The sequence below is a fragment of the Povalibacter sp. genome (assembly GCF_036520495.1).
GTDB lineage: Bacteria > Pseudomonadota > Gammaproteobacteria > Steroidobacterales > Steroidobacteraceae > Steroidobacter.
Map to the genome: position 1 here is coordinate 92,913 of NZ_DATDJO010000067.1, position 25,605 is coordinate 118,517.

Annotated in this window: 23 protein-coding genes and 1 pseudogene; 18 read left to right on the plus strand and 6 right to left on the minus strand. The window is 61.2% G+C overall.

Annotated elements, in window-relative coordinates:
* Window positions 1–89: 89 nt before the first annotated feature.
* The 5 genes and pseudogenes from VIZ63_RS23040 to VIZ63_RS25520 form a co-directional block, all read left to right on the plus strand.
* The gene (locus VIZ63_RS23040; protein ID WP_331612165.1) at window positions 90–1,142 is read left to right on the plus strand and encodes an RHS repeat-associated core domain-containing protein; all 1,053 of its coding nucleotides are present in this window, start codon (window positions 90–92) and stop codon (window positions 1,140–1,142) included.
* Window positions 1,143–1,370: 228 nt separating this feature from the next.
* Complete coding sequence (locus VIZ63_RS23045; RefSeq protein ID WP_331612166.1) at window positions 1,371–1,895, plus strand: hypothetical protein; 525 nt, start codon at window positions 1,371–1,373, stop codon at window positions 1,893–1,895.
* Window positions 1,885–2,388, plus strand: coding sequence for a hypothetical protein (locus VIZ63_RS23050; RefSeq protein ID WP_331612167.1), 504 nt, complete (start codon window positions 1,885–1,887; stop codon window positions 2,386–2,388). Before VIZ63_RS23045 ends, VIZ63_RS23050 begins: the two co-directional genes overlap by 11 nt.
* A 740-nt stretch (window positions 2,389–3,128) precedes the next feature.
* The gene (locus VIZ63_RS25760; RefSeq protein WP_422662209.1) at window positions 3,129–3,563 is read left to right on the plus strand and encodes a DUF7706 family protein; all 435 of its coding nucleotides are present in this window, start codon (window positions 3,129–3,131) and stop codon (window positions 3,561–3,563) included.
* A 53-nt stretch (window positions 3,564–3,616) separates the two neighbouring features.
* Window positions 3,617–3,916 (plus strand): annotated as a pseudogene (locus VIZ63_RS25520) (SDR family oxidoreductase); the annotation flags it as partial.
* Between the two features lie 140 nt (window positions 3,917–4,056).
* Here the strand turns inward: VIZ63_RS25520 and VIZ63_RS23055 are convergent.
* The gene (locus tag VIZ63_RS23055) at window positions 4,057–5,328 is read right to left on the minus strand and encodes an MFS transporter (protein WP_331612168.1); all 1,272 of its coding nucleotides are present in this window, start codon (window positions 5,326–5,328) and stop codon (window positions 4,057–4,059) included.
* A gap of 544 nt (window positions 5,329–5,872) precedes the next feature.
* Here VIZ63_RS23055 and VIZ63_RS23060 point away from each other — a divergent pair.
* On the plus strand, window positions 5,873–6,628 hold the full coding sequence (locus VIZ63_RS23060) for a GntR family transcriptional regulator (protein ID WP_331612169.1): 756 nt from the start codon (window positions 5,873–5,875) through the stop codon (window positions 6,626–6,628).
* A 26-nt stretch (window positions 6,629–6,654) separates the two neighbouring features.
* On the opposite strand, the gene VIZ63_RS23065 is transcribed toward VIZ63_RS23060, so the two are convergent.
* On the minus strand, window positions 6,655–7,170 hold the full coding sequence (locus VIZ63_RS23065; protein WP_331612170.1) for a CHRD domain-containing protein: 516 nt from the start codon (window positions 7,168–7,170) through the stop codon (window positions 6,655–6,657).
* 583 nt (window positions 7,171–7,753) lie between these two features.
* Between VIZ63_RS23065 and VIZ63_RS23070 the strand changes: the two genes are divergently transcribed.
* The 5 genes from VIZ63_RS23070 (at window position 7,754) to VIZ63_RS23090 (ending at window position 14,143) form a co-directional block, all read left to right on the plus strand.
* Window positions 7,754–8,932, plus strand: coding sequence for a hypothetical protein (locus tag VIZ63_RS23070; protein ID WP_331612171.1), 1,179 nt, complete (start codon window positions 7,754–7,756; stop codon window positions 8,930–8,932).
* Window positions 8,933–8,952: 20 nt separating this feature from the next.
* Window positions 8,953–10,656 (plus strand): DUF1592 domain-containing protein, encoded by a 1,704-nt coding sequence (locus VIZ63_RS23075; protein ID WP_331612172.1) that lies wholly within the window; start codon window positions 8,953–8,955, stop codon window positions 10,654–10,656.
* Window positions 10,653–12,032 carry a DUF1552 domain-containing protein gene (locus VIZ63_RS23080; RefSeq protein ID WP_331612173.1) on the plus strand — a complete coding sequence of 460 codons (1,380 nt, stop codon included), beginning with the start codon at window positions 10,653–10,655 and terminating at the stop codon, window positions 12,030–12,032. Before VIZ63_RS23075 ends, VIZ63_RS23080 begins: the two co-directional genes overlap by 4 nt.
* An 80-nt stretch (window positions 12,033–12,112) precedes the next feature.
* Complete coding sequence (locus VIZ63_RS23085; RefSeq protein ID WP_331612174.1) at window positions 12,113–13,273, plus strand: hypothetical protein; 1,161 nt, start codon at window positions 12,113–12,115, stop codon at window positions 13,271–13,273.
* Between the two features lie 120 nt (window positions 13,274–13,393).
* On the plus strand, window positions 13,394–14,143 hold the full coding sequence (locus VIZ63_RS23090; protein WP_331612175.1) for a hypothetical protein: 750 nt from the start codon (window positions 13,394–13,396) through the stop codon (window positions 14,141–14,143).
* Between the two features lie 78 nt (window positions 14,144–14,221).
* Here VIZ63_RS23090 and VIZ63_RS23095 read toward each other — a convergent pair whose 3' ends face one another.
* On the minus strand, window positions 14,222–15,472 hold the full coding sequence (locus VIZ63_RS23095; protein WP_331612176.1) for a cytochrome c: 1,251 nt from the start codon (window positions 15,470–15,472) through the stop codon (window positions 14,222–14,224).
* Between the two features lie 591 nt (window positions 15,473–16,063).
* Here VIZ63_RS23095 and VIZ63_RS23100 point away from each other — a divergent pair.
* The 5 genes from VIZ63_RS23100 to VIZ63_RS23120 all read left to right on the plus strand — a co-directional run bounded on the left by VIZ63_RS23100 (window position 16,064) and on the right by VIZ63_RS23120 (window position 22,784).
* The gene (locus tag VIZ63_RS23100) at window positions 16,064–16,432 is read left to right on the plus strand and encodes a hypothetical protein (RefSeq protein WP_331612177.1); all 369 of its coding nucleotides are present in this window, start codon (window positions 16,064–16,066) and stop codon (window positions 16,430–16,432) included.
* A 127-nt stretch (window positions 16,433–16,559) separates the two neighbouring features.
* Window positions 16,560–18,923 (plus strand): TonB-dependent receptor, encoded by a 2,364-nt coding sequence (locus VIZ63_RS23105; RefSeq protein WP_331612178.1) that lies wholly within the window; start codon window positions 16,560–16,562, stop codon window positions 18,921–18,923.
* Between the two features lie 19 nt (window positions 18,924–18,942).
* Entirely contained in the window at window positions 18,943–19,899 is a 957-nt protein-coding gene (locus VIZ63_RS23110; protein WP_331612179.1) for a hypothetical protein, read from the plus strand.
* Window positions 19,900–19,926: 27 nt separating this feature from the next.
* Window positions 19,927–20,307 (plus strand): hypothetical protein, encoded by a 381-nt coding sequence (locus VIZ63_RS23115; RefSeq protein WP_331612180.1) that lies wholly within the window; start codon window positions 19,927–19,929, stop codon window positions 20,305–20,307.
* Between the two features lie 119 nt (window positions 20,308–20,426).
* On the plus strand, window positions 20,427–22,784 hold the full coding sequence (locus VIZ63_RS23120) for a TonB-dependent receptor (RefSeq protein ID WP_331612181.1): 2,358 nt from the start codon (window positions 20,427–20,429) through the stop codon (window positions 22,782–22,784).
* Between the two features lie 323 nt (window positions 22,785–23,107).
* On the opposite strand, the gene VIZ63_RS23125 is transcribed toward VIZ63_RS23120, so the two are convergent.
* The 3 genes from VIZ63_RS23125 to VIZ63_RS23135 all read right to left on the minus strand — a co-directional run bounded on the left by VIZ63_RS23125 (window position 23,108) and on the right by VIZ63_RS23135 (window position 24,528).
* Complete coding sequence (locus VIZ63_RS23125) at window positions 23,108–23,596, minus strand: hypothetical protein (protein ID WP_331612182.1); 489 nt, start codon at window positions 23,594–23,596, stop codon at window positions 23,108–23,110.
* A 243-nt stretch (window positions 23,597–23,839) separates the two neighbouring features.
* Complete coding sequence (locus tag VIZ63_RS23130) at window positions 23,840–24,313, minus strand: acyl-CoA thioesterase (protein WP_331612183.1); 474 nt, start codon at window positions 24,311–24,313, stop codon at window positions 23,840–23,842.
* Window positions 24,310–24,528, minus strand: a complete 219-nt coding sequence (locus tag VIZ63_RS23135; RefSeq protein ID WP_331612184.1) for a hypothetical protein — start codon at window positions 24,526–24,528, stop codon at window positions 24,310–24,312. The genes VIZ63_RS23130 and VIZ63_RS23135 overlap by 4 nt, the downstream gene beginning before the upstream one ends.
* Window positions 24,529–24,805: 277 nt before the next feature.
* Between VIZ63_RS23135 and VIZ63_RS23140 the strand changes: the two genes are divergently transcribed.
* Both VIZ63_RS23140 and VIZ63_RS23145 read left to right on the plus strand, forming a co-directional pair.
* The gene (locus VIZ63_RS23140; RefSeq protein WP_331612185.1) at window positions 24,806–25,273 is read left to right on the plus strand and encodes an SRPBCC family protein; all 468 of its coding nucleotides are present in this window, start codon (window positions 24,806–24,808) and stop codon (window positions 25,271–25,273) included.
* Window positions 25,254–25,595: a metalloregulator ArsR/SmtB family transcription factor gene (locus VIZ63_RS23145; RefSeq protein WP_331612186.1), complete on the plus strand. Its 342-nt coding sequence runs from the start codon at window positions 25,254–25,256 to the stop codon at window positions 25,593–25,595. Before VIZ63_RS23140 ends, VIZ63_RS23145 begins: the two co-directional genes overlap by 20 nt.
* Window positions 25,596–25,605: the final 10 nt, after the last annotated feature.

Here is a 25,605-nt window from a genome sequence, read left to right on the forward strand (position 1 = left end):
TCGCGCGATGCTGCTGGGCAGTGATGGCCCAAGAATGGAACAGATCTGCTTTTCGGCAGGGAGCTGGTTGGGCCGCGGATGACCTACGCGTGCAAGGCGCTGATTACGCTGCAGGACACCCAGCTGCTTCTGGTGTCGAAGGCATGGGTGTCCAGCGGACAGTCACCATTTCGCCCGATGCGACTTTGCGTCAGGGCTTCACGTTCCAGACCGTGCTGGGGCGCATGGGTCTCAATCACATGAATGGTCGCGTGCAGGATGCGATATCCGGTACATTTCTGTCGCCGGACCCGACCATTCCAGACCCGATGAACACGCAGGCGTTCAATCGCTACGCATACGTCTACAACAACCCGCTCACGTTGACCGACCCGAGCGGATTTACTCCGGACGGTCCGCCCCCATTTTTCGACCCATGCTCCGTAGGGGTGTGCGATTCTCCGGACGACGACGGCAACGTCTTAGATTGCTTTCGAAACGGCGGATGCCGTGGCGAATACTACTACGAGCCGTACAACGGTCCCAAGATTGCGCCGCAGATGGTGTCGCGGCAGATGGACAGAAGGGCGACTGCGAGGGTTGTGAGCAATGGCAATAGCTCAATGGGTGGGCTCGGTTCCTGGAGCGATACGTTCTTCAGCTTGCTGCGTGGAATCGGTGATAGCTGGCACACGGCTGGTGCACTGTCTCAGTTTGCTGACGCGATGGAGTATGGCGAGTACGAGCAGGCGGTCTACTTACTGGATGTTGCGGACCAACCTTTGTTCGGGTCCATCGATACGCCGCGAGGACATCTGGGATACGACTTGGCGCCTGCGGCACAGATCCTCGCTGGGAGCGCTGGGGCCGGCTTCGTAGGAGTTGTAAGGCACACTATCCCCAAGAGCCGACTCGGGCACATTTTCAGAAACGCGGAAGGTCACCTTTCGAATACTCGTGCCAATCGTCAACTGCTGATCAACGTTGCGAACAATCCGAAGACAATGTTAGGTCCTGACAAATACGGAAATGTTTGGTCGGCACTAACTCGTGCAGATGGAACCCAGGTCTGGGTACAGACGCGGAACGGACGGATCATCAATGGCGGCGTTAATCAGACGCCCCGAATCTATAACCCCGACACAGGCCTGTCGGGCTTGTGAGAGCACGGCTATGAGTACGACGAACGAGCTAACCTCCTCAGAAGCGTTGGACGCGATGATTGAATTCCTGTCTGCCTATTGGGAAAGGGGGAAGTCCGAGGAGATGGCGATGTTGCTTGGCTCGCTAGCGAGGCAACGCGACGGGAAGCCCGCTGATCCAGCAATGTGGCAAGACTGGACGGCTGCTGTGGAGAAAGTGGTTGCACGCCGCTCCTGACAGTCAGCACAGTGGGTGGGACGCAGATACTCGACACGATCACTGCACCGTGGGGCGGCTGGTCGGGGCTGACGAGGAGCGTCACCGGAATCTGGACTGATCAATGGCCCGGTGATGGAAGTTTGGAAGCGAATCTTGCCGCCGTGCCGTTCATCCCGGTTGTTGGGGTGGAGGCCGCCACGGCCAGGCTCGGATCAAAGCTCTACGACATCATTCCTTACTGGCGAACTGCTGCTGCAGGATTTCAGAAGCACCATGGAGTGCTCGACGCGTGGGCTCGAGCAAACATACTTGGCTATAGATCAGGCGCTGCACCGGCAGTTGTTCTCTCAATCGAGCAACACAATGCGACGCGCGCGGTATTCAATACTTGGCGCGCGGAGCAGGGCTGGGCTCGCACACCGATAGACTGGTCGCGTGTTTCTCCACAACAGATGCAGGCCCTGACGTACAGAATGTTCGAGGCAGCTGGCGTACCGAAGGATGTTGTGAGCAACTACTTCCGTGCCTTCGACGAGTTCCTCTATGGCTTCTGAGCACAAACCATCGGGATGGGAAACAATCGGCACCATTTCGATTGGCCGCCGACTTTGCGTCTCGGATACCAGCTACTTTTACGATGAGCCGGTACTGCTCTCAGTGCCAGCCGGCCAGTACTCAGTCACGGTCCGCTACGGATCGAACGAGAGGGGCAAGTACGTCAGCGCCCTGAGAGTGGCTCGCGGCGATGATCTTGTTCGTGGTTCACGACTGGATGATGTGGTCGTGGACTTCGGGCAGATCGGCGTGTGTGACCGAGATGCAGTCGAGAGCGCGTTCGATATCTTGGGTGACACTGGAATGCCGACGTACTACGAACAGCTGCAGACCACAGAGCTGGTCAAGACGGTCACTCTTTCAAACAACGTCGAAATGTTCATTGCACGATCGGGATTTGGCGACGGGCTCTATCCGGTTTACGTGTTGGGTGCTTCCGAGCAGATGCCGGCGGGTGTAGAGATCGACTTCGAGCATTCGATCCCAAAGTGATCGAGCACCGCCGCCGGAGTGCGCACTCCGACCGCCCGTCACGCTGCTTGCTTTGGTTGCGCTTCGGCCCTGCGGCTCACGCCCGCAACGCAAGCAGCGCGCCGGGCTGCGGCCGTGGAGCGCTGAGATCTCGGCAGCTTCGGTGAGGTCAGTGGACTGAGTCGGTCAGCCCCCGCGAAGACGCGCGGGCTGCGGAAGGTGTTTACTGCAAGCACGTCCAGCCAAAGCGCTGCACGTGCTTGCAGACCCCCCATCCCCCTGGAAGGGGGCTTCAGGGCGGGCATGCGAACATAACGCCGAGAAAATATGCGCACCGCACCGCGCGCTTCGCGCGCTACTCGCAGTGTCCGGCTGATCGCCCGCATATTTAGCGTTCATGTTCAATGCCCGCCGCAGCGAGCGAGGACGCTCGCTGTAGAGAGCGGCGAAGCGCCGCAAATATCATCCCCCGCCCACCCGCTGCGCCGTGTTCGTTCGCGCGCAACCGTTGCGCGCTGCCTGTCACACCGCTCGCACCCGCCGCCCCAAGGGGCTCCCTGTTTTAGTCGCTTCGCTTCTGTGTCTGTCGCCGCTCGCGCGCACTGCGCGCCGCTTCAAGAGCAGCGCCCGCGCCAATCGCCGAAGACGGCGCTTCTCACGGCCGCTACCCCGAGCGCCTCAGTGATGCGTGAATGCTCGGAAGTTCTCCTGTGGATGAGGGGCCGGGGCTCTGCGAGCCCCTCATCCACAGGAGAACGAAGATGCAATCCGTCGAGATCACAGTCACCTTCACCGCAGCCCAAGCCTGGCAGTTCGCGCAGTTCCTGAAGCGCGTGAGCTTCCGCGAATATCGCAACAACGCCACCTGCGACGACGAAGCCTATCTCCTGCGCAATGCCAGCGAGATCATCCGCGAGGTGCTGACCGAGCGAAGCTACGCGCTCCGGCGGCCTTGCAAGAGGGTCGGCTGCGCCGGCCCTCTTGCTTCGCGAGCGGCGAAAGGAAGATCAATGTCGCGATCGATATGCGCGGTGAACATACAAACGGTCTTTCACAGTGGGCTTCGTCACCGGGGACGAGAATTGGACGACCCTGGCGGTGCAGAACGCACTCGAGTGGAAGGTGACGCTGGAGCCAATGTTGGAGTCGGTCGAGGACTACAGCGAACGCCGGTATCGCGAAGGCGCTCTGTATGAAGAGATTCGGCTGCTCACTCGCTCGAGCGAGACCGCGAACAAATACGAGCATTACTGTCAGCAAGGCGCTCTCGAAGGAAGTCACGCCCCAAAGAGTTCACGTCATCCGTGCTTCTCCTGGCTGGATCGTAACGGAAACGGCGGTCGCGCTCGCTGAGCGCCTCGCAGCCCAGGCGGGTACCGACTATGAAGGCGGCAAGCAGATCATCATGAAGGGACTCGGCGGCATTCCGCTCGGCCGGCCCTTTAAAATCGGACGAAGTCGCGGATCTCATCGCTTTCCTGGTTTCCGCCGCGTGCGGCTTGGATTACCGGGACGCAGTACGTCATCGACGGCGGCGGTGCCGACCGTCTGGCGTCCCGGTGATCTCGCGAGGCGTCGGGCAGCAGCACAATGTGTGCACATTCACGCTGCTGCCCGCCTTGTAAGGGGCGCGGGCAGCAGATGCTCAAGTTCTCCGCTAGCGAAGGTCTGGTGCTTGAACGAGCAGCCTCAACCGGCTTGCTGCTCGGTAAGCTGGGGTTCAACCGCGCTGGTCGTTGAGTTATCTGGCGGCGTGCCCAGTGTCGCGAGGACGATGGCGCCGAACACCAGGATGGCGGCAACCGCATACAGAATTTCCGTGTAGCCGCCGAAGTGGTCGTAGCTGAGACCCATCAGTAGCGGGCCAGCTGCTGCGCCGAGATAAAACGCCGTCAACTGCGAGCCATAAATCTTGCCGTAGGCCTTCATGCCGAAGTAGCGGCTGACCAGGAAGGCAACCAGATCGACTTCGGCAGCGGCAGCGAATCCGAGCGAAACGACACTCAGCATCAGCACCCAGGTCGGTGCACCGCTGAGTGACATCGCCAGACAGCCGAGCGCCGTCGAACTGAGCATGACGCCAGCGACGAGTCGCGCAGAGAATCGATCCAGCAACAAGCCGACGATGACGCGGCCCAGCATCACGGCAATACCCATCGAGCCGGCGATCTGCGCTGCCTGCAACGGCGACATGCCGCGATCCTGCAACAGCGGCACGATGTTGATGATCAGACCGGCGATCGCGCCGGACACGAGCAGGAAGCCGCCGGCGATTTTCCAGTACGTGCCGGTTCTCACTGCTTCTTGGAAGGTCAATCCGGCGAGGTCGTCTGCGCCGCCGTCGGCTACCGAGGCCTGCCGCGGAGCTGGTCGTTCCTTGAGGAGCAGAGCGACCACCGGAATGGCAACGAAGGCAATGAGCGCGCCGACACCGAGGTAGCCTGCCTGCCAGCCGAAGCGCTCGATCAGTGCCGCGCAAAAGACGGGGCCGAACATGCCGGCAAGCCCAGAGCCTGCCAGGGTCAGTCCGAGTGCGAGCCCGCGACTGCGGTCGAACCAGAGATTGACTGTGCGCGTCCATACGACTGGCGTCGTGCCGCCGCCGATGAGTGCGATCGCCAACCAGGCGGCGTAGAAAACGCCGATCGTGCCGGCGAGTTGTGTCATCGCGGCATAGGCGAGGGCGAGTCCCAGCAAAGACCAGAGCGCGACCTTGCGTGCACCGATGCGATCGATGAGGGTGCCGACGAGCGGTGCAGTGATCGCCGTGCCGAGTGTGAGGAAGCTCGCGGCGCTCGAAATTTCACCCCGGGTCCAGCCGAAGGCGGCCGTCAGAGGGATGACGAAAACTCCGAATGTATAGAAAGCCAAGCCGCTGAGTCCGGCGGCATTGCCGAGGCTTGCGGCTGCAAGAGTGCGCCAGCCCCGCTGGAATTCGCTTTCTTTATTGGTGTTTTTCACAAATTTATTCCCGCTGAGGCGCGTAGCATTAAACAGTAGGTTTGGATCGACAGTCGAAACTATATCGGATATTTGTATACAAATTTAGTGCCAAATCTCTGCCCGGGAGCATGCGGGTCGACGTGATCAATCGCTGCGTCAGCAGGCGCATCGACCGTTGCCTTGTTATTCGTATGCGCCGCCTTCCGCGGCATGGCAGGCGCCACGCCCGCATCAGATAAAGGTTGGCGGTGCTCAGCACATCGACAGGTGCGAGGCGGTTGCCGCGGCAGGTTTGTCGTCAGTCACGGATGTGCGTCGGCCCGCCGCTGCGTATCGAGGTGGCGGCGTGTCCGCGCCGGCCGTTGTCATGCGCATCTTTTTACGCGCAGGGGTTCCTGCCAGTGCTGCATTGCGCGCTCACTGAGAGCCGATCGCTGTGGTGCGCAAGTGGCCGCACAAGCCCATAGCGGACCGGCCATGTCATCTTTGTTGGTACGTAGTCGCCATCTGGTGCGCTAGAGTACCCCGCAGTAAAACGTTAAGAATCATCGGAGAATGGGGTATGGCACGAGCCGCGGAACTGGCTTACGTCACAGTGCGGGATCGCATCATCAAGGGTGTCTATCCGGGTGCGTCGCGCGTCACGGAGCAGGAGATTGCCGACTCCACGGGTGTGAGTCGTACGCCCGTACGCGAGGCGCTGCGTCGCCTTCAGGCAGAGGGCTTCGTGAAGGTCACGGCCAATCACGGCGCCATCGTCACGGAATGGAATGAGCAGGACACTCACAATGTCTTCGACTTGCGCGCCTTGCTCGAGCCCTATGGGGCCGCTCGTGCGGCCCTGCTGATCACTCCGGAAGGCATCGAGGAGCTTCGTCGGCTGGCAGAGGCTCAATATCGGGAGAGCGAGCTACGCGCGCCGGGCTATGTGAATCGCATTCGCGAGCTGAACTACTCGTTTCACCGGGGTGTGCAGGGCTTCTCGGGGAATTCGCGTCTCGAGGCGATGCTGCCGGTGTTGATGGAGGCGCCGCTCGTCCTGAAGACACTCGCGAATTACGACACCAGCGACCTGTTGCGTAGCGCTTCGCATCATCGGGAAATCGTCAACGCCCTGGAAGCGCGCGATCCTGAATGGGCTGCCGCGATCATGCGTTGTCACATTCAAGCGGCGCATTCCACGGCCCGCCATTTCGCTGCTTCGCGAGCGGGTTTACGCGGCGGTGCGGGTCCGGCTCAATCTGCAAAGGTCACGACAGACGCCAGCGCGCAGCGCCGCCCGCGCGGACGGCCGCGGAAGAAAGCCGCCGTCCGCTAGATGGTTCAACGCGATCGGACCGATCCTCAGTCCTTCTTCGGCGGTTGACGCATGATCTGGCCGCGCAATTCGCCGGCTTGGTATTTCTGTGTGCGCAGGTTCACGTACATGCGGCCGGTCAGCAGGTACTCGAGCTGCCCGTCGGTCAGAACTGCCGAGCCCTTCAGCGGGTTCTGAACTCCATTCGGTGACATTTCGACCAATACGCCGGCGTTTCCGCCGGGCGCTTGCGGTCCGTGTATGGCGATACCAATAGGTGCCGACGTCAGCTTGCTGAACGTGACTGTCCACGTCAGTCGCAGCGTGGCGCGCTCGAGGACGAACTCGGCACGGCCAATGCCCGGACTCTCGGTATATGCGCTTTGTTCGTCGGCTGACATCTCGGCCACGAAGCGGATCGGCGGGCCCAGGTCGTCGCTGATCGCTGCTGGCGCGCTCATCAGACTCGCTGCGACAACTGCCGCTGCATACGCGGTCGCACGCCGCCACATCCCGCGCGCCATTCGCGGCACGACCCCGGAAGCGGCGATAGCACTAGCCATGGTCTCGATCCTCATTTGTTGGTATGTCAAAAAAATTGCCCGGTACCCGCATTGCCAGCACCCGCTGGGCGCAACAGTGATCGGGTAGCCGATTCCCGCTGGACGAATTGTATACGATATTGGAATATCGGAAGGAAGTCGGGCTGCAGCTGTGGTTGGTGCGTCAATGGATGGCCGGCAGTAGCACCTTTCCGGCGCTTTGCATGGCCAGGCAAGCGTCACTTTGGCACAGGGCTCCGGAAAAATGCGAGTAGACACCGGTCAATGTTTGTATACACTTTCCGGGTATAATTGTTGACGCTCCAGCACCTTGTAATCACAACAAAAATGGTGGCGCAGTGATCCAGGCAGTGCAGATCGTGACGGTTGACCCGACGGACGTGCGGGAAGGCAAGTTGGCTCGGCGCCAACGACCCGTCGGCGTCGAATTCATCAACCGTTTCCTGCGCCGGCCTGCCTCCATGGATGGTTGGCAGGGGCGAGCGGGGGAACCGGTGAGGACCCTGCTGGTTGAGGCGGGGCCAACTCCGCGCGCCGCTCTGGCAGCGTAGGGCAAGCGTCTGTCGATCCGAGAGAACGTCCGATGAAGCAAATAGAAAGAGGCGAGATGGTGAACAAGGCAGCGTGTCGGATCGTCAAGGTTTCAGCCGCCGCGATCGCGGGTATCGTGCTGGCGGGCTGTTCCCAGAGCGACGAGGCCGGTCGCGCGCCATCGGCGAGCGCCCAGTCGGGTCGGCTCGGATTCGTGGTGCGCCACTGGTTCACGGCGATGCACGAAACCAAGTTCATGGACGAGTGCAACCAGGGCCTGAACATTTCGAATGACGAGATCTGGTGGCGAGGTCTGTCGAAGGTCGACCGTGCAGAGAAGACCCAGAACGGTCTGCTCGAGACGCTGCGTCGCTGGCAGCCAGCCGTGCGCCGTGGCCCGAACGGCGAGGACGTCTGCCTCGATCCGACCGCAGTGACGGATCCGAAGTTCATCACGGTGAACGGCGATGTTTCCTACGGCATCAATCTCGACGGTACGACCGACGGCAGGGCCACACCCAAGACCTGCGCACACAAGAAATTCACCGGCCTGAACGGTGAGCCTGCGATCGACAATCAGATGTACCGCCTGGTCGGTTGCACCTACGGCTGGCGCACCAACGGCATCTTTGAAGTGAATGCCGATGAAATGCGCGGCACCAGCGGCATTGGCATGATTCTCATCGATGTCACCGGTGTGGACGACACCCGCAACGACGATGACGTCACAGTCTCGTTCTATCGCTCGATCGACCAGTTCGCGCAGGATTCCAGCGGCAAGCCGTTGCCCTTCAGTTCCTATCGCATCGATACGAATCCCGACGGCACCGCTCGCTATGGCGATTCGCTCAAGGGGCGCATCGAGAATGGCGTACTGAAAACGCAGTCCGGCGATGTGCGCCTGCCCTTCTATGGCAACTACACCTTCAGCCAGCACATCTTCAAGGACATGCAGCTCGAGCTGAAGATTGCCGATGACGGCAAGACGGCCGACGGCATGGTGTTCGGCTACTACGACGTCGAAGAGTTCATCTATCACGTCACCGGAACGGGCGTCGTCATCTCGACGGCGGGTTTCAGTTGTCCTGCGCTCGCGGCCGCTGCGTGGGAGCTCGCTGACGGCTACCCTGACCCTGAAACCGGCAAGTGCACGATGCTGTCCTCCGCATTTCGAATCGATACCCACGCCGCGTATGTGGTGAAGCCGGAAGGCGTAAAGGCGGCGCTATGAGCTCGAGGAAAGTCCGACACATGATCACTTCGCTGCAAACTTTCGCTCGCCATGCCGGGGCTATCGCGATTGCCGGCGTCCTGCTCTCCGGCTGTGACGATGGTGGTCCGAAGATTCAGGGCGGCACGCCCGACATGCGCCGTCTCACGGAAGAGCAGTACCACCACATCATCGAGGACGTATTCGGGAGCAGCATCCGCGTCGGCGGACGCATCGACCCGCTCATCCGCACGGATGGTTTGCTGGCGCTTGGCGCCCGCAGCGCGCGCATCACCCCGACCGGATTCGAGCAGTACTACGATCTGGCGCACTCGATTGCCGACCAGGTGGTGAACGGAACGAATCGGAAGGAGCTGATACCGTGCGTTCCGGCAGCGCTGAATGCGCCTGATGATGCCTGTGCGCAGAAGTTCTTCGGTGACGTCGGCCGTTTCCTGTATCGCCGCCCTCTGACAGCAGCCGAACTCGACACCGCGGTACTTTCCGCTCACGAGGCCGCTGTGGGTCTCGGCAGTTTCTATGACGGCCTCGGCATGTCGCTGGCCGCCATGCTGACGACGCCACAGTTCCTGTTCGTCAGCGACACGATCGAAGCGGATCCGGATTCCAAGGGCGATGTGCGCCTGACGAGTTACGCGAAGGCATCCCGCTTGAGCTTCTTCCTGTGGAATGCGGCGCCGGACGAAGAGCTGCTTGCCGCCGCTGAATCGGGCGATCTGCACTCGCGCTCGGGCCTGAAGAAGCAGGTCGAACGGATGACGGAATCGTCGCGCCTGCAGGATGGCGTCCGTTCCTTCTTCAAGGACATGCTCGAATTCGAACTGTTCGAGACCCTCGAGAAGGATCCGATGATCTATCCGGCCTACAGCCAGGCGCTGGCCGACGACGCCATGGAGCAGGTGTTGCGTGACATCGTCGACGTGCTGCTGGTGCGCGAAGACGACTACCGCGATCTGTTCACGACGCGCAAAACATCGGTCACGCCGGCGCTCGCGCGCATCTATCAGATTCCTGCCACTCAGCCGGACGGTGGCTGGGCCGAATACGAGTTCCCCGCCGACGATATCCGGGCCGGTATCGTGACCCGCATCGGTTTCACGGCGCTGCATGCACACCCGGGACGCAGCTCACCCACGTTGCGTGGCAAGGCGCTGCGCGAAACGCTGCTGTGCCAGACGGTACCGCCTCCTCCGGGCAACATCGATTTCACGTTGTTCAACGATCCCAACGCACCGGTGAAGACCGCCCGTCAGCGTCTCGGCGCTCACAACACGGTTCCGGCATGCACGGGTTGCCACCTGATGACCGATCCGATTGGTTTCGGACTGGAGAACTTCGACGGTATTGGCGCGTTCCGGACCACCGAGAACGACACCGAACTGGACGTTACCGGAACGATCGACGGCAAGGACTTCACGCGGCCGGACCAGCTCGCGACGGGCATTCGTGACAATCCCGCGCTGGCCTCGTGTGTCGTCAGGCGACTCACGGCATACAGCATGGGCCGCTCGCTGACCCGGGATGACGGCAAGTTCACGCGAGCTGCCCAGCAGGAATTCGTCGACAACAACTACAACTTCAAGAAACTGGTGCGCCAGATCGCATTGAGCGATGCGCTGTACGCAGTCAGGGCACCGGAGCCCGTGCCCGAGCCGTCACAGACGGTCAGGACAGAACCCGCAGCCGACGATCGAATGAGCCACTCTGAGGAGAGCCGATCATGACCTTTACGATTCCACGCAAGCTGACCCGCCGTTCCATGTTGCGCGGCGTACTGGGTGGTGCGGCCGTTTCCATGGGGCTGCCGATCCTGGACTGTCATCTCAATACGTCCGGAACCGCCTTTGCAGGTACGAACGCACCGCTGCCCGTTCGCTTTGGTACATGGTACTGGGGCATGGGTCACACGCCCGGCTATGCGGTCGCAGAGAAGAAGCAGACGGGCCCGGGTATCGGCTTTCTCGAAGAGACGTTGCCGCTCAAGCCGTACGAGCAGTACATCAACTACTTCAGTGGCTTCAACATGCCGCTGGACGGACGCTCGAACTACACGCACTTCACCGGCTGGGTGGTCAACCGTACGGGTTCGGCGCCGTCTTCGTCGAAGGAAGTGCCTGCGCCGACGATCGATCTGCTGGTTGCGGACGTCATTGGCAAGAACTCGCGCTTCCTCACGCTCGATGCGTCGAGCTCCGGCATCAGCCGCGAGAACTACAGCGCGCGCAACACGAACAGCCGCTCGGCCGTCGAAACCTCGCCGCTCGCCGTGTATCAGCGTCTGTTCGGGAGCGGGTTCGTCGATCCGAACAAGAGCGAATTCAAGCCCGATCCGTCCGTGATGGTTCGCCGTAGCGTGCTCACCGCATTCACGGACCAGAGCAAGGACTACATGAAGACGATCGGCGCGTCGGATCGTCAGCGTCTCGACGAGTATTTCACCGCCATCCGTCAGGTCGAGAATCAGATCGAGCTGCAGCTCAAGGCTCCGCCGCCGAATCTGGCCTGTCTGATGCCGTCGGCGCCGCCGGCTGAACTGGCAGAGCAGGATCGCGTCGCGTCGGCACGCGAAATCGACAACGTGCACGAAACGCATGAAATCATGGCGAAGTTGCTGGCGATGGCAGCCACGTGCAACCAGACGCGCGTGCTCAACATGATCTACACGGACAATTTCGCGAACGTGCGCCGTGCGGGTGAAAGCTACACGCACCACCTGCTCACTCACGAAGAAGCGATCGATCCGAAACTCGGTTACCAGCCCCTTACGTTCTGGTTCCAGAAGCGTTCGATGGAAGCGCTGGCGCAGTACATCAAGGTGTTCTCGAGCATTCGCGAAGGCGACGGCACGTTGCTCGACAATATGCTGATCTTCGCGACGACCGAGACCAACCATGCGCGCGTCCACACCATCGATGGCGTGCCGGTCTACATGATCGGCAAGGCCGGTGGCCGCATGAAGACGGGTATGCACGTCGTTGGCGGTGGCGAACCGATCACGCGCGTCGGCCTGACCGCGCAGAAGATCATGGGCGTTCCGGTCGACAAATGGGGCACGAAGTCGCTGCAGACGTCGCGTCCGATCACGGAAATCATGGTCTGAGCGTCCGACCTGGAATCACTATGAAGTTCTCTCGCGCTGCCCGGCGGACAACGATGTTCGCCGGCCTTCTATCTCTCGCCATGACATCCGTTGCCGTCGCCGACGACGCAACGCCTGCGGACATCGTGCTCAAGGAGCGTGGCTTCGGCTGGGTGATGACCGACAGCAAAGGCATGTCGCTGTACACGACGATCAAGGATCAGGTGCCGGGCAAGTCCGCCTGCGAGGGACCTTGCGCGCAGCAATGGCCGCCGGTCATCGCGCCGGCAGACGCAAAGGAAAGCGGCGACTGGTCCCTGGCGACGCGTGCCAATGGTGCGAAGCAATGGGCTTTCCGTGGTCAGCCGTTGTATCGACTCGCGGCCGATCGTGCGCCCGGCGATTCCTATGGTGATGGCGTCGACGGCGAGTGGAGTGAGGCGACGAAATACGTCGCCAGTCCGTCGACAGTTACTGTCGCGCGTACGGCGCTCGGGCATACGTTGGTGGATTCGCGCACGGGTACGGCCCTGTACAAGTACACCAAGGACAAGAAGGGCACGTCGGCCTGTACCGGAATGTGCACCCGCGAGTGGCAGCCGTTCGATGCTCCCGCCGTCGCGTTTGCTCAAGGCGACTGGACAATCATTCAGCGCGACGACGGCCTGCGCCAGTGGGCCTACAAAGGCACGCCTCTGTATCGGTACGCCGGCGATCTGACCATCGGCTCGACGCGCGGTCATGAAGCCGAAGGGAAGAAGTGGCTGGCCTATGTGCTCGAACCTCTGCCACCACTGCCGGAATGGGTCACCGTGCAAGGATCGGACGCGGGTTTGATCCTCGCCGACGCCAAGGGCCGCACGCTGTACGCTCGAACTCAGTCGCGGGTGCGCGGTGGTGGTCCCGCGCGCGATATCCATGCACCAGCGGACATTCATGCGCCAGCGGATATTCACGCTGCAGCGAACCGCCCCGAGGGCACTGGCACCGAATCGCGTAACGTCAATCGGACGACCGATTGCATCGAGTGTTCGCGCAGCTACTGGAAGCCCGTGCTGGCGAGCGCCACGGACAAGCCATCCGGGAACTGGTCGATCACCGAGCGTCCCGACGGCGGGCGTCAATGGGCATTCAAGGGTGAAGCGCTCTTCACGAACGAACGTGACACATGGAGTGGCGCATTGAATGGCGTGCGCAGTGCCGACCGTTCCTGGCATGCGCTGATGCGCTCCGGTCTTGCAATGCAGGGGACCGGTAACTGATCGAGAGCACTTTCGGGTTCCCGGTTGGTGCAAACGGTCGCTCTTGCGGCCGTTTGCACGTCTGACTCCTGCGCTGCGGGCATTCGTCCCGCAGTCGTATTCATGCGGAATAGGTGATTCATGAGAAAAGATGTACTGGGGTGGCGCCGGTTATTCGGCGTGCTCGGACCGTCCACGAATACGGTCGTCCAGCCGGACTTCGATGATTTGCGCGTGCCTGGTGTCACCAATCACTACAGCCGCATCTACACGCCGAACGTCGAGGGAGTGACGAACGACACGTTCGTTTCGGCGACCCAGGTCATTGCGGACAATACGATCGATGCGATCCGCAGCGTCATGACGTGCAATCCGCACTATCTGGTCATGGGCATGTCGGCCGTGACGTTCTACGACGGCAAGGCCGGCGCACAGGCGTTCCACGACAAGATCGTGAATGAAGCGAAGATTGGCGCCTCGATTGGTTCTCACGCATGCAGCGCCGCGTTGCGCGCCTACGGCAACATCAAGCGCATTGCCTTCCTGTCGCCCTACTACCCGGCCGCGAACGAGCAGGTGCAGCGCTATTTCGAGGAGGACGGATTCACCGTCGTCAACGAGCGCTCGTTGCGTACGTACAGCTTCACGGCGATCTCCGAGTTCACCGAGGATCAGCTGATCGATGCGCTGCACTCGATCAATGGCCCGGACGTCGATGCGATCGTGCAGGTAGGTACGAATCTCAGCATGATCCGGCTCGCTGCCGAGGCCGAGAAATGGTTCCGCAAGCCGGTGATCGCGATCAATACCGCGACCTATTGGCACGCGCTGCGCGCCAATGGCATCACCGACAAGCTGTACGGATACGGGCGCCTGCTGAGCGATTTCTAGCAGAGGCTGTTGCCGGCAAATGAAAAGGGCCGTGATGCTCAGCATCACGGCCCTTTTTTTTCACAGGCCCTGCTGTGTTCAGCGGTGAGCTGCGACGTCCTTCGCGCTCACGGCGCCGCCTTCATTGCCCCAGGCAGAGCGCAGGTAGCTCGCGAGCGCGGCGATTTCCTCATCGGTCATCTTCTCGCCGAATGCCTCCATCGTCATCCACTGCGTCTCGAGAGCCGGTTCCGGCAGCTCGGGTCCGAACATGAGCGTGTTGAGCAGGGAGGCGGGGCTCGGCGCTTGAATGACTGCGCTGCCCACCAGTGGCGGTCCCGAATTCGGATCACCCAATCCCGTGGGCAGGTGGCATGAGCCGCAGTACACCGTATAGAGCATTTCGCCGTGCGCCAGCACCTTGTCCGACGCCTTCGATCCCTTGTGTTCGATCGGCGGCAGGCTCTTGATGTAGACGCTCATGGCGCGCACATCGGCTTCACTCAGATGCCGGGTGCTGTTCATGATCACTTCGTTCATCGGGCCATAGGTCGCGATAAACGAGTTCTTGCCGGTTTTGAGATACGACGTCAGGTCGTCCACCGTCCACTTCGCCAGTCCTGACTTTGCCGACGTGAGGTTCACCGCCGACCAGGGCATCAGATCGCCATCCGGGATTTTGTCGGTGTAGAGGCCACCGCTGAGCGCCTGGCTGCTCTTCTCCGCTCCCAGCATGTTGCGTGGCGTATGGCAGGCGCCGCAGTGAGCAAGACCTTCGACCAGGTAGGCCCCCCGATTCCATTCGTCCGACTGCTTCGGGTCCGGAGTGAACGCGCCTTCCTTGAAGAAGAGCGCCTTCCATGCCCCCATCAGCGCGCGCTGGTTGAACGGGAACGGCATGTCGTTCTCGGGAGGCGTCCAGTCAGCGGGCGGTACTGTCTGGAAATACGCATACAGCGCGTCGATGTCGTCGTCGGACACCTTGGTGAACGACGTGTACGGGAAGGCTGGATACAGATGCTCGCCGTTCGGCCGCACGCCGCTGCGCATCGAAGTGCGGAACTGCTCCCGGGTCCAGCTGCCGATGCCCTTTTCCGGGTGCGAGGTGATGTTCGTCGAGTAGAGCGTGCCGAAAGGAGTCGCAAAGGAGACTCCGCCTGCCATGTATTCACCCTGCCCCGTGGTGTGACAGCTGCTGCAATTGCCAGCGATCGCGAGGTATTTGCCACGCTCGACTGCCGAGTCGGAGGCGGGCGCATCGGCCGCAGCGTGTTGCATGGTGCCCGCGGCCATGAGCAGCACGCTGGCCAGTACGTGCGGCCAGGAATTCAAGGAATGCGCAGTGCTCACGATACGCAGCTCCATGCCTTGTCGATCGATGCAGTCAGCCAGTTCAGGCGGGCGTGCGAACGAGTACGACTCCCGGATGCTGCGCGCAGCTGTATCTGCGACAACGGTGGGAGAGGCGATCCCTTTTTATTGCTCTGTGAATCCAGCATTTCGGCTCCGAAGTAATCACTCCCGCGAGACTCTAACATTGTATACGAACAGTCATATATGGCCTTCGAGAGAGAAATGAGCGCATAGCAGGCAGGTTGTGGCTGGAAAGCCACGCGCCGCATTCGTGTCAGGGGATGCCGTTGACTGCCGACCGCATCACGATGGCGCTGCATGCCACCGGTGGCACCAAATAAGGGCGATTGCGCGGCTGGGTAACTACCCTCGACTTCGTTGAGAAATCCTGTGGGCGCAGGCAAACCCGAACAGCCAGGGTCTCCAACCGATGCGATTTCAACAACAAAATAAAAAACGTCATCGGCATGTATTGATCTTTGATTATCATTGTATACACTTCGCCACAACAAAATTCCCGCGATGGAAAGCGACACACGGCCGCAGCGCTACGGGGCTGCGAAGTTCGGGATATCAGGTGAGGGCGGCATGAAGGTTCCGAATATCTACGTCGACGAGCACGGTCACTCCTATTTCGGCGAAGCGGAATTTCCGCAATCCGGCGATCCCAAACGCCGCGTCCAGGCCGCCAACCAGGATCTCGAGTACTGGCAGATCCGCGAGATCAAGCCCGGACACTTCATCGATTTCAAACGCAGCGTCGCGCCGCAGTTCGTGGCCATCCTGAGTGGCACGCTGTCGTTGACGGTCAGCAACGGCGACACCCGCTACTTCACACGGGGCGACATGGTGTTGCTGCAGGACGTGACAGGGCAGGGACACATCACGCGCACTCAGGGCCACGAGCCTTGCCGCTCGCTGGTGATCACATTGAAGGGCGCCGGCAATCTGAAGTGAGCGGCGTGCGCTCAATCAAAAAATACGTATTGCAGCGGCAGGATGGGGGATGGGAGGGCGAACAGGCGTTGCGCGATGCGCACATCTGCTCGCGGGAATTGCAGAAGAACACATGGGAAATAAATCAATGCGCGTTCAGTCTATGTCGAAGGTGACCTCGTCACTGTTTCTGGCCTCGTTGTGTGCCGCAACGCCGGTCACGATCGTACACGCTCAGGAATCTTCGGCTGGGCCGCAGCTCGAAGAGATCACCGTTACGGCAAGACGCCGTGAAGAAAATCTCATGCAGGTGCCGCTCGCGATCAGCGCACTGGGCTCTGCCGACATCGAGAACATCGGACTCAAGGACATCATCGAGTTGTCCGCCTTCACGCCCGGCCTGTACGCGAGCGTCGGCGGCAATGGTCGCGCCGATCGCAGCACGACGCGATTGACGTTCCGCGGCCTCTCCGTCGCCTCCGGTTTGTCCTTCATCGATGGCGCGCCGTATGCCGGCTCGCGCACTCCAGACATCACTGACGTCGAACGTGTCGAGGTCCTGAAGGGACCGCAGAGCGCCTATTTCGGCCGCTCCACGTTCGCTGGCGCCGTCAACTTCGTGTCGAAAGCACCCGCGGATACGTTCCAGGGGCGCGTCAAGGCTGAGGCGACGAGCTATGACGGCTCGGATATCCAGTTGTCGCTCGAAGGTCCGTTGCTGGGCGATGCGCTGGGCGTACGAGTGACTGCCCGTCAGTACAGCTTCGGCGGCTACTACGAAAACGGCGGCGACCCCAGTTCGCGCATGGGTGCGGAGAGCACCAAGTCGATTACCGCGGCGTTCCTGTCGGAGCCGACGGACAAGCTGACGATTCGTTCGCTGCTCGGTTTCACCGTCGACAATGACGGAATCGCCAACACGGCAGCTTTGAAGGCCGGCAGCGAACTTACCTGCAACCTCGGTGGCACCGGCGGTGCGTACTGGTGTGGTGAGTTGCCGGGCGTTCGCGACCTCGATCAGCGTACGGTGTTGTCCGTGAACGATCGTATGGATCCGTTCACCTACAACGAACTCATCGACAATGCCAAGGGATATCCGGTCACCTTCGATCCGCGTTTCAATGACAAGTATGGATTCAAGCGCGAGACATCGATTGCGCACCTGAAGGCCGACTATGAATTCGAATCGGGCCTGTCGCTGAGTTCGACCTCCGCCTGGCACTCCACGAAGTTCCAGTCGATCAACGATCAGCTCTATCGCGATGGTCGCGAAACGCCGAATCCGCTGTTTGGCGTGCGTCCCTTCGTTCAGGATTTCCGTCAGTTCACCCTGCTGATCCAGAACGAAGTCGAGGATTTCAGTCAGGAACTGCGTCTCACGACCTCGGAATCGATGCCCTTGCGCGGCACGATCGGCGTCAACTACTTCCGTCAATGGGGCCCCAAGAACACCAACTCCGGCGTATCGCCCACCGGACGCCACACCGGCAGCCAGACGAAGAACAAGGTCGAAACGCCGGCCGTCTTCGGCGGTGTGTACTGGGATCCGATCGATGTCGTGACGCTCGGCTTCGAGGCGCGCTACCAGTGGGACAAGATCGAGCAGCAAGCGGTGTATCCGAACGTCGGGCCACTGCTGTCCGACACGTTCACGAGCTTCGCACCGCGTTTCACGATCGACTACAAGTTCGCGCCTAATTCGCTGGCCTATGCATTGTTCTCGCGCGGCTATCAGCCGGGCGGCTTCAACACGGCGCTGGTCGGTCAGCCGCAGTCGATCGTCGATCAGATCGCACAGGTTGGCTCGAACATCACGTACCGGCAGGAGCAGCTGGAGAACTACGAAATCGGCTACAAGACCACCTGGTTCGACAACCGGTTGCGCACGATTCTCGCGCTGTACTACTCGGACTGGCTCGACGGCCAGGTGTCGAACGAAATCTTCGTGACGCGCCCTGACAACACGCTGTTGTCCACGTCGATCACGCAGAACATCGGTGAAGTGAACCTGCGCGGCATCGAGCTCGAAGCCGAGTTCGCCGTTTCTGACGGCTTCACGCTTTCAGGCACGTTCAACTACGCGAAGAACGAGATCAAGTCGTACCTGTACGTCCCCGGCGGCGTGAAGATCCAGAACAAAGCGGATGTCAGCGGCAACCGTCTGCATGGCACCCCCGAGCTGTCCTGGACGCTCTCCCCGACCTACACGCATGCATTGAATGACAGCTACGACTGGTTCGCACGTCTCGACTATCGCGGCCGCAGCAAGATCTATGTCGATCCGACGAATCACGCGTGGATCGCCCCGGTCAACCTGCTGAACGTGCGCGCCGGCATCAGCAACGACAACCTGAGGCTCGAGGCGTACATCGACAACCTCACGAACGACGACAACATCAGTGAAGGTGTCCGCGCCAACGACGTTTTCTTCAGCAACTCGGTGCTGAACGAGATCCGTCTCGGTCTGCCCGACAAGCGCACGATCGGCCTGTCGCTCTCGTATGACTTCTGACCGGTACCAGGATCGCAATATGAAAAAGCAGCAGGGCCTGATGAAGAACCTCCGCATTGCGCTGTTGGGTGCCGTAACGCTCTCCAGCTACGCGGTCGCGCAGGTGGCGCCCCTCGAGTCGGCGAAGCCGCTGGCGCACATTGCGCAGGATGCGATCTTCATTCCCGGCAAGTCCGTGACGCCGGTGCCGATGGCCGAATGGGACATCGTCCAGAAGGTCGTCGGCGAGCAGACGGGCTCGCGCGTGCTCATCGGCGAAGGTGCTGCCGGTGTCGCTCGTGCGCCTGCCGGCGCGTCGAAGTACGAAGCAAAGGCCTACAAGTTCCCTACGGGCGCGATGCGCGTGCTCACCTTCCGCAAGAGCGACGGTCCGGTGATCCATCAGATCACCTTTGAAACCGAGCTCTTCATGCTGCAGGGTTCGGCGGAAGTCACCGTGCTGGGCAAGAAAGTCGTGCTCAATGCCGGGGATGCCGTGTCCCTGCCGAGCGGTGAACTGCGCAACATGAAGCCGAAGGAGGACACGATCGTTCTGCAGGCATTCGTCGGTTCGACCGCCGAGAAGCCGGTTGCGAAGGTCGTGCGCGGCAAGGATCTGCCGACGACGACGATTGCCCAGTGGCAAAGCGACGGCAAGTGGACGACCGTCCGTACGGCCGACGAGGTGCGCAAGGCACCGAAGGAAGCGGCAACCTACTCTGTCAAGCGCTATCCGTTCGACGGCAATTCGATTCGCCATGCGCGTCTGAAGAAGGGCGGCGTGACTGCGCCGACCGGCTATGAAGTCGACGTGCTCATCTACATCGCGAAAGGCCGGATGATCCGCTACGAAGGCGATCAGGTTTTCGAAGTCGTCGCGGGCGACGTGCTGCGCGAAATGAAAGGCGAAACCGGCTACTGGGAATTGCTCGAGGATTCGGAGTTCATCGCGACCGATGCGCCGTTCGATCCTCGCAAAGTTCGCCCGAGCCCTTAACTCTACGACTCAATCTGCGGAGCACACATGTTCAAGCTTTGCGCGATGGCGATGGACGAGAATGGTCGGTCCTATACCAAGGATGTGGAGATCAAGCTGCATCCGGTCGACAAAATGGAGTCGATCAGTGAGAAGCAGTCGGCGGTGTACTGGGGGCTGGCGTTCAACCAGAACAGCGAGCTCAGCAACGAATACGAGATGCACCTGACGAATCAGGCACGCATCGTTGGTGTGATGTCCGGCGGTGCAGAGATCACTCAGCAGGACGGCAGCGTGTGCCGCATGGGTCCTGGTGATTTCATCGCAGTGCATGGACTCGCATTGCATCACTCCAACATGCGATCGGTGGTGCCGACGCAAACCCTCAATGTCACGTTCAGTGATCCTGAAGATTTCAATTTCAAGTAGCGCCTCGGCCACAGCATCCCCCAAGTCGTCCGTATCGCCTGGCCATTGGTCGGGCGGCTGGATGTCTGTGCGTCCCTGGTTCGATAGTTCAACAACACTGTGGTCGAGAGACAATAAGAATGCGTCATCGTTTCAATAAATCGGCCTTGCTGGCCGCCGCAGCCGTTGCCAGTACAACGCCGATGTCGGCGGCGTATGCCCAGGACGGCATCTCGGCTCAACTGGAAGAGATCACGGTCACGGCGCGGCGCCGTGACGAAAACCTGATGCAGGTGCCGGTGGCGATCAGCGCGGTTGGCGCTGCCGAGATCGAGAGCAGCGGTGTCAAGAGCATGATTGAACTGGCGGAGTTCACGCCGGGTCTGCATGCCAGCGTCGGCGGCGCGGCGCGCGGCGACCGCTCCTCGATGCGCCTGACGTTCCGTGGCCTGTCGGTTGCAGCGGGCCTGTCGTTCATCGACGGTGCTCCCTATGCCGGCTCGCGCGCACCTGACGTCCTCGACTTCGAGCGTGTCGAAGTACTCAAGGGACCGCAGAGCGCCTACTTCGGTCGCTCCACGTTTGCGGGTGCCGTCAACTTCGTCACCAAGAGTCCTTCGGATACATTCCAGGGCCGGGTCCGTTCGGAACTCACCAACTTCGACGGCTCTGACACATCGTTGACCCTCGAAGGTCCGCTCAGCGACACGCTCGGCGTACGCGTCAATGCGCGTCACTATTCGTTCGGCGGCTACTACGAGAATGGCGGTGATCCGGGTTCGATGACGGGCGGTCGCAGCACCGAGTCGATTGCGGCGACCTTCCTGTGGGAGCCGAGCGAGAAGTTCACTGCGCGGTCGCTGCTCAGCTTCACCGTCGATGACGACGGCTCGCCGACAATTGCGGCACTCAAGTCGGGCTCCGAGCTGTTCTGCAACCTCGGCGGTACTTCGGGTGGCGGGCTCTATCATTGCGGCGCGCTGCCGCGTGTTTCGCAGCTGGATCCGAAGATCATTTCCATCAATGACTACATGGATCCCTACACCTACGGGATGCTGTTCGAGGGTGGATTCAACTATCCGCTCACGTTCAATCCGACGTTCAACGATCGCTACGGCATGAAGCGTGAAGTGTCGGTAGCCCACCTGAAGATGGACTACGAATTCGACAACGGCTTCGCCTTGAGCTCCAATTCTGCATTGCACTCGACCAAGTTCGGCCTGATGCAGGAACAGCTCTATCGCGACGGACGCAGCTACCCGAACCCGAACTGGGGCACCAACCCCAATGCCAGCGCGCCGTACCAGCACATGGCCGTGTTGAACCAGAGCCTGCTGCACGACTTCAGTCAGGAGCTGCGCCTCACGACGCCACAGTCGTGGAGCCTGCGCGGCACGTTCGGCGCGAACTACTACAAGGAGTGGGGTCCTCCGGGCAGCAACCCTGGCGTGTCCTACTCCGGCCTGATCCGCGGCTCGAAGCAGGATAGGGACGTCGATACGCCAGCGGTCTTCGGTGGTCTGTACTACGACGTCACCGACACGGTCACGGTGGGTGCCGAAGGTCGCTACCAGTGGGACAAGATCACACAGCACATCGTGTATCCGAATCAGGCGCCGCCGCTCAGCGAGACGTTCACGAGCTTCTCGCCGCGTGTCACGGTCGACTGGAAGTTCGCGCCGAACTCCCTGGTGTACGCGTTGTTCTCCCGTGGCTATCAGCCGGGCGGCTTCAACGCGCAGCTCGTCGGCCAGCCGCAGTACATCCTCGATCAGGTGGCAACGGCAGGCTCCAATATCTCCTTCGAGCAGGAGCAGCTCGACAACTACGAGATCGGCTTCAAGCACACCTGGCTCGACAACACGCTGCGAACGGTCGTCGCGCTGTACTACTCGGACTGGATGAACGGCCAGGTGACCAACTCGGTGTTCGCAATACGCACGGACAACACGTTGCAGCCGGTCGGCGTCACGCAGAACATCGGCAAGGTGAACCTGCAGGGCATCGAGCTCGATGCGGAGTACGTGTTCAACCACAACTTCAGCGTGAGCGCCAACTGGAACTACGCGGACAACGAGATCAAGTCCTACGTCTACACCCCCGGCGGCCTGCGCATCCGCGGCAGCTCGAACGTCACCGGCAATCAGCTCGAGCGGACGCCAAAGGTCTCCTGGGCGATCTCGCCGACGTTCCGTGCTGACCTGAACGACGAGTATGAGTTGTTCGCGCGCCTCGACTACCGTGGTCGTAGCCGCATCTTCGTCGATCCGACCAACGAAGCATGGATCTCGCCGGTCAATCTGTTCAACCTTCGCGGCGGCATTTCCAACGACTCCATCCGGATCGAAGCGTTCATCAACAACCTGACGAACGACGACCACATCCAGGAGGGTCTGCGTGCCAACGACGTGTTGTTCAGCAACTCGACGTTGAACGAGATTCGCCTGGTGTTGCCGGACAAGCGCACTTACGGCGTCACGTTGACCTATAACTTCTGATAGCCGCTGTACCCGGAAGTGACGCGATAGCCGCGTCACTTCCGGATCTCTCAGAGGGAAGAGCGTGGGCTCCTGCATGGTGGGGGCCCGTGTACGATATTCCCGGCACCCCGCAGTACCGCTGCGGCTCCAGTGCTTCGCCGAAAACCTTCCGACCGCAAGAATCTCCAGTGTCCCGCCGTCGACGGTAACGTTCCTGTGAAGTACGTGCACGACGGGCGGCCGTGCCAGCGCAAGCTGTGGTTCAGCGATACCTGCGTGTGAGCCGATGCCTTCGGTCAGGCGTCGTTGCCGCTGCCGGAGTAGTCGCTAGGATCGGCGCGTCAGCGTCGGTTGCCGGAATAAATCTGCCGCTCGCTGGCTCGTTGCAGCAGCAGGTCCGCGACCATGGCGCGTGCCTCATCCTTGCTGATGCCGGGAGGCAGTTCGAACACTTCGCTCGAGTCGAAGGGATTCGCCATCAGCGTGGGGGCATCGTTCACTTCGGTCGCGACGGGGTCGGGGACCGGCGACCAGTTCGATACGGGTCGCTCCACGATGCGTTGCGGCGGTGCGAATTCAGTCAGCACACCGAGGGCGAACGCTGCGACGAGGGTCGCCGCAACCGCGCCGACGATCCGCGGTGACAGGCCTCGCGTCGGCACCTGCTCGGGACGCGCTGCGTTTGTCACATGCGGTGTGGCGGTGGGTGCGGCTTGGAGAGTTTGCAGCGTGGGCGCCGCTGCAGGCGTGAGGTGGATCAGGTCCTGTGCGCTCAGCTCCACTTCCATGTCGGGATCTGCTGCGAAACGACTGTCCCCCGGATGCTGCATACGTCACCTCTCTGCTTGTTTGCGCACTTCAACCGATGCGTTGCCATGATCTTGAGTTATGTAACGATCGCCGCGATGCCTGCGGTCATCATGCCATGGCGCGGCTGGCGGCGGTCGCCAGGTAAGACGCACGTGACGACGTTGGCGACGGGAAAATGCCTGGGTCGTGACATCGGTTCCGCAATAGCGACGACATCGTCATTGCTCTTTACATAGTGCGGATCGCGGCGTGCCGCGTTGGTCTTACAACGGCGCCAATGTCGGAAGATCGGCGAGCACGTCCGGCCTGATCGCATAGGCCGGGTGGAATTCGGCCGGCCACCGCACGGGACGGCCGCTCGATAGTTCAATACAGGCGTATTCGACTTCCGCCCTGGCCAGCGTGATGCCATCGATCGGACGCAGCAGCTGGAAGCGCCGCCGGAGACACAGGCGGCCCTGTGCAGGCAGCAGCCACGTGGCCATGAGCAGCGAATCCCCGGAGAAAGCCGGCCGCAAATAGGCAATGGACGTGCGCAGCACGGCCATACCGCGACCGAGCTCGAGGCAGCGCCCGATCGGTAATCCCAACGCAGCCGAGTGATGCCAGGCGGAGTGATCGCACCAGGTGACATAGACGGCGTTGTTCACGTGCTGGTACGCGTCGATGTCGGATTCCTCGACACGAATGTTCATGACATGCGGCGAGGGCAGATCGAAACGGAGCGATGCGGTCATGCGTGGATCCGAAAGCGAATCACCGGGCCATTCCAGTGAGTGTCAATGACATCGTGTTCCTCGATGTGTGTGCTGCGCGGATAGTCGTTGAGGGCTTGGCGCCAGAACGCCAGCGCACCGACATTGCGGCGTGCGGCGACTGCTTCCCATTGTCCGGGGAAACGCTGGAACACTGCATGCGCGGCCTGGGTGGCCGGCGATGCCGTGGCGGCCACCACATCGATTCTTTTTCATTACTGCTTCCCAGGCTCGAGCGGCGGATAGTTTCACCTGCCGGGCGTGGCGTGCCAATCCGGACTGAGCGTCGTGCCCAGGCGCGGCGGCAGGAAACGTAGCGTTGCCCGCGAGTCCAGATGCCACCTGCAACAGGCAACCATTGGGTTGCATTTAACGGATGCCTTGTCTAATGTGGATCCCTCGTCATGCCGCCTGCGAGAACGGCGTAAGACCGGCCCGAGCGATCGTCGGGCTTTCACGTGAGAGGTATCACGCATGAGCACCGATGCTCCCTATACGATCCGCAAGCGCGTGCGCTTGCGCGCGCCGCGCAGCAAGGTCTGGCATGCGCTGACGGATATCGAAGCGTTCTGTTCCTGGTTCGGCGTCGCCGAATGGGAGGGCACGTTCGAACCCGGGGCCAGGGTGCGGATGGTGTTGCGGCCCGAGTTCGCCAGCGATGACGACTACTTTCTCTTTGTGGAGGAGATGCGCCCGGAATCGATCTTTTCCTGGCGCTGGCACCCGGGCATGAAAGATCCGGCGGTGGACTATTCCACCGAGCCCACCACGTTGGTGGTGTTCGAGCTCAGCGACGTTGCGGAAGGGACCGAACTCAGGATTACGGAGTCGGGATTCAATCAGTTGTCGCTGCGGCGTCGCACCCGGGTCTATGAGGAAAACCTCGGCGGCTGGAACGAGCAGGCAGTCGCATTGGAACGCTATGTCAGCCAGGCGCCCTGAAGCGAAACTCAATGCGGCGGCCCCCGTGTTCGCGGCATTGGGCGATGCGACGCGGCTGCGATTGGTGGCGCGTCTGTGCACTGGCGGACCGGCGTCGATCGCAGCGCTGACGGCAAACGCCGATGTGACGCGACAGGCGGTGACCAAGCACTTGCATGTGCTCGAAGGTGCCGGTCTGGTGCATGGCTTGCGACGCGGCCGGGAGCAGGTCTGGGAAATCGAACCGGCGAAACTCGACGAGGCGCGCCGGTGTCTCGACATCATCTCGACGCAATGGGATGCGGCTCTCGAACGTTTGCGTGCGGCGGTGGAGGACGGCTGACGTCGCGCTG

Excerpts from the sequence above, each read along its gene's own strand:
- VIZ63_RS23090 (WP_331612175.1), top strand. The coding sequence starts at position 13,394 with ATGAGAAAAGATGTACTGGGGTGGCGCCGGTTATTCGGCGTGCTCGGA.
- VIZ63_RS23080 (WP_331612173.1), top strand. The coding sequence starts at position 10,653 with ATGACCTTTACGATTCCACGCAAGCTGACCCGCCGTTCCATGTTGCGC.
- VIZ63_RS23110 (WP_331612179.1), top strand. The coding sequence starts at position 18,943 with ATGAAAAAGCAGCAGGGCCTGATGAAGAACCTCCGCATTGCGCTGTTG.
- VIZ63_RS23145 (WP_331612186.1), top strand. The coding sequence starts at position 25,254 with ATGTCAGCCAGGCGCCCTGAAGCGAAACTCAATGCGGCGGCCCCCGTG.
- VIZ63_RS23085 (WP_331612174.1), top strand. The coding sequence starts at position 12,113 with ATGACATCCGTTGCCGTCGCCGACGACGCAACGCCTGCGGACATCGTG.
- VIZ63_RS23075 (WP_331612172.1), top strand. The coding sequence starts at position 8,953 with ATGATCACTTCGCTGCAAACTTTCGCTCGCCATGCCGGGGCTATCGCG.
- VIZ63_RS23115 (WP_331612180.1), top strand. The coding sequence starts at position 19,927 with ATGTTCAAGCTTTGCGCGATGGCGATGGACGAGAATGGTCGGTCCTAT.
- VIZ63_RS23065 (WP_331612170.1), bottom strand. The coding sequence starts at position 7,170 with ATGGCTAGTGCTATCGCCGCTTCCGGGGTCGTGCCGCGAATGGCGCGC.
- VIZ63_RS23070 (WP_331612171.1), top strand. The coding sequence starts at position 7,754 with ATGAAGCAAATAGAAAGAGGCGAGATGGTGAACAAGGCAGCGTGTCGG.
- VIZ63_RS25760 (WP_422662209.1), top strand. The coding sequence starts at position 3,129 with ATGCAATCCGTCGAGATCACAGTCACCTTCACCGCAGCCCAAGCCTGG.
- VIZ63_RS23060 (WP_331612169.1), top strand. The coding sequence starts at position 5,873 with ATGGCACGAGCCGCGGAACTGGCTTACGTCACAGTGCGGGATCGCATC.
- VIZ63_RS23120 (WP_331612181.1), top strand. The coding sequence starts at position 20,427 with ATGCGTCATCGTTTCAATAAATCGGCCTTGCTGGCCGCCGCAGCCGTT.
- VIZ63_RS23130 (WP_331612183.1), bottom strand. The coding sequence starts at position 24,313 with ATGACCGCATCGCTCCGTTTCGATCTGCCCTCGCCGCATGTCATGAAC.
- VIZ63_RS23100 (WP_331612177.1), top strand. The coding sequence starts at position 16,064 with ATGAAGGTTCCGAATATCTACGTCGACGAGCACGGTCACTCCTATTTC.
- VIZ63_RS23050 (WP_331612167.1), top strand. The coding sequence starts at position 1,885 with ATGGCTTCTGAGCACAAACCATCGGGATGGGAAACAATCGGCACCATT.
- VIZ63_RS23140 (WP_331612185.1), top strand. The coding sequence starts at position 24,806 with ATGAGCACCGATGCTCCCTATACGATCCGCAAGCGCGTGCGCTTGCGC.
- VIZ63_RS23105 (WP_331612178.1), top strand. The coding sequence starts at position 16,560 with ATGCGCGTTCAGTCTATGTCGAAGGTGACCTCGTCACTGTTTCTGGCC.
- VIZ63_RS23125 (WP_331612182.1), bottom strand. The coding sequence starts at position 23,596 with ATGCAGCATCCGGGGGACAGTCGTTTCGCAGCAGATCCCGACATGGAA.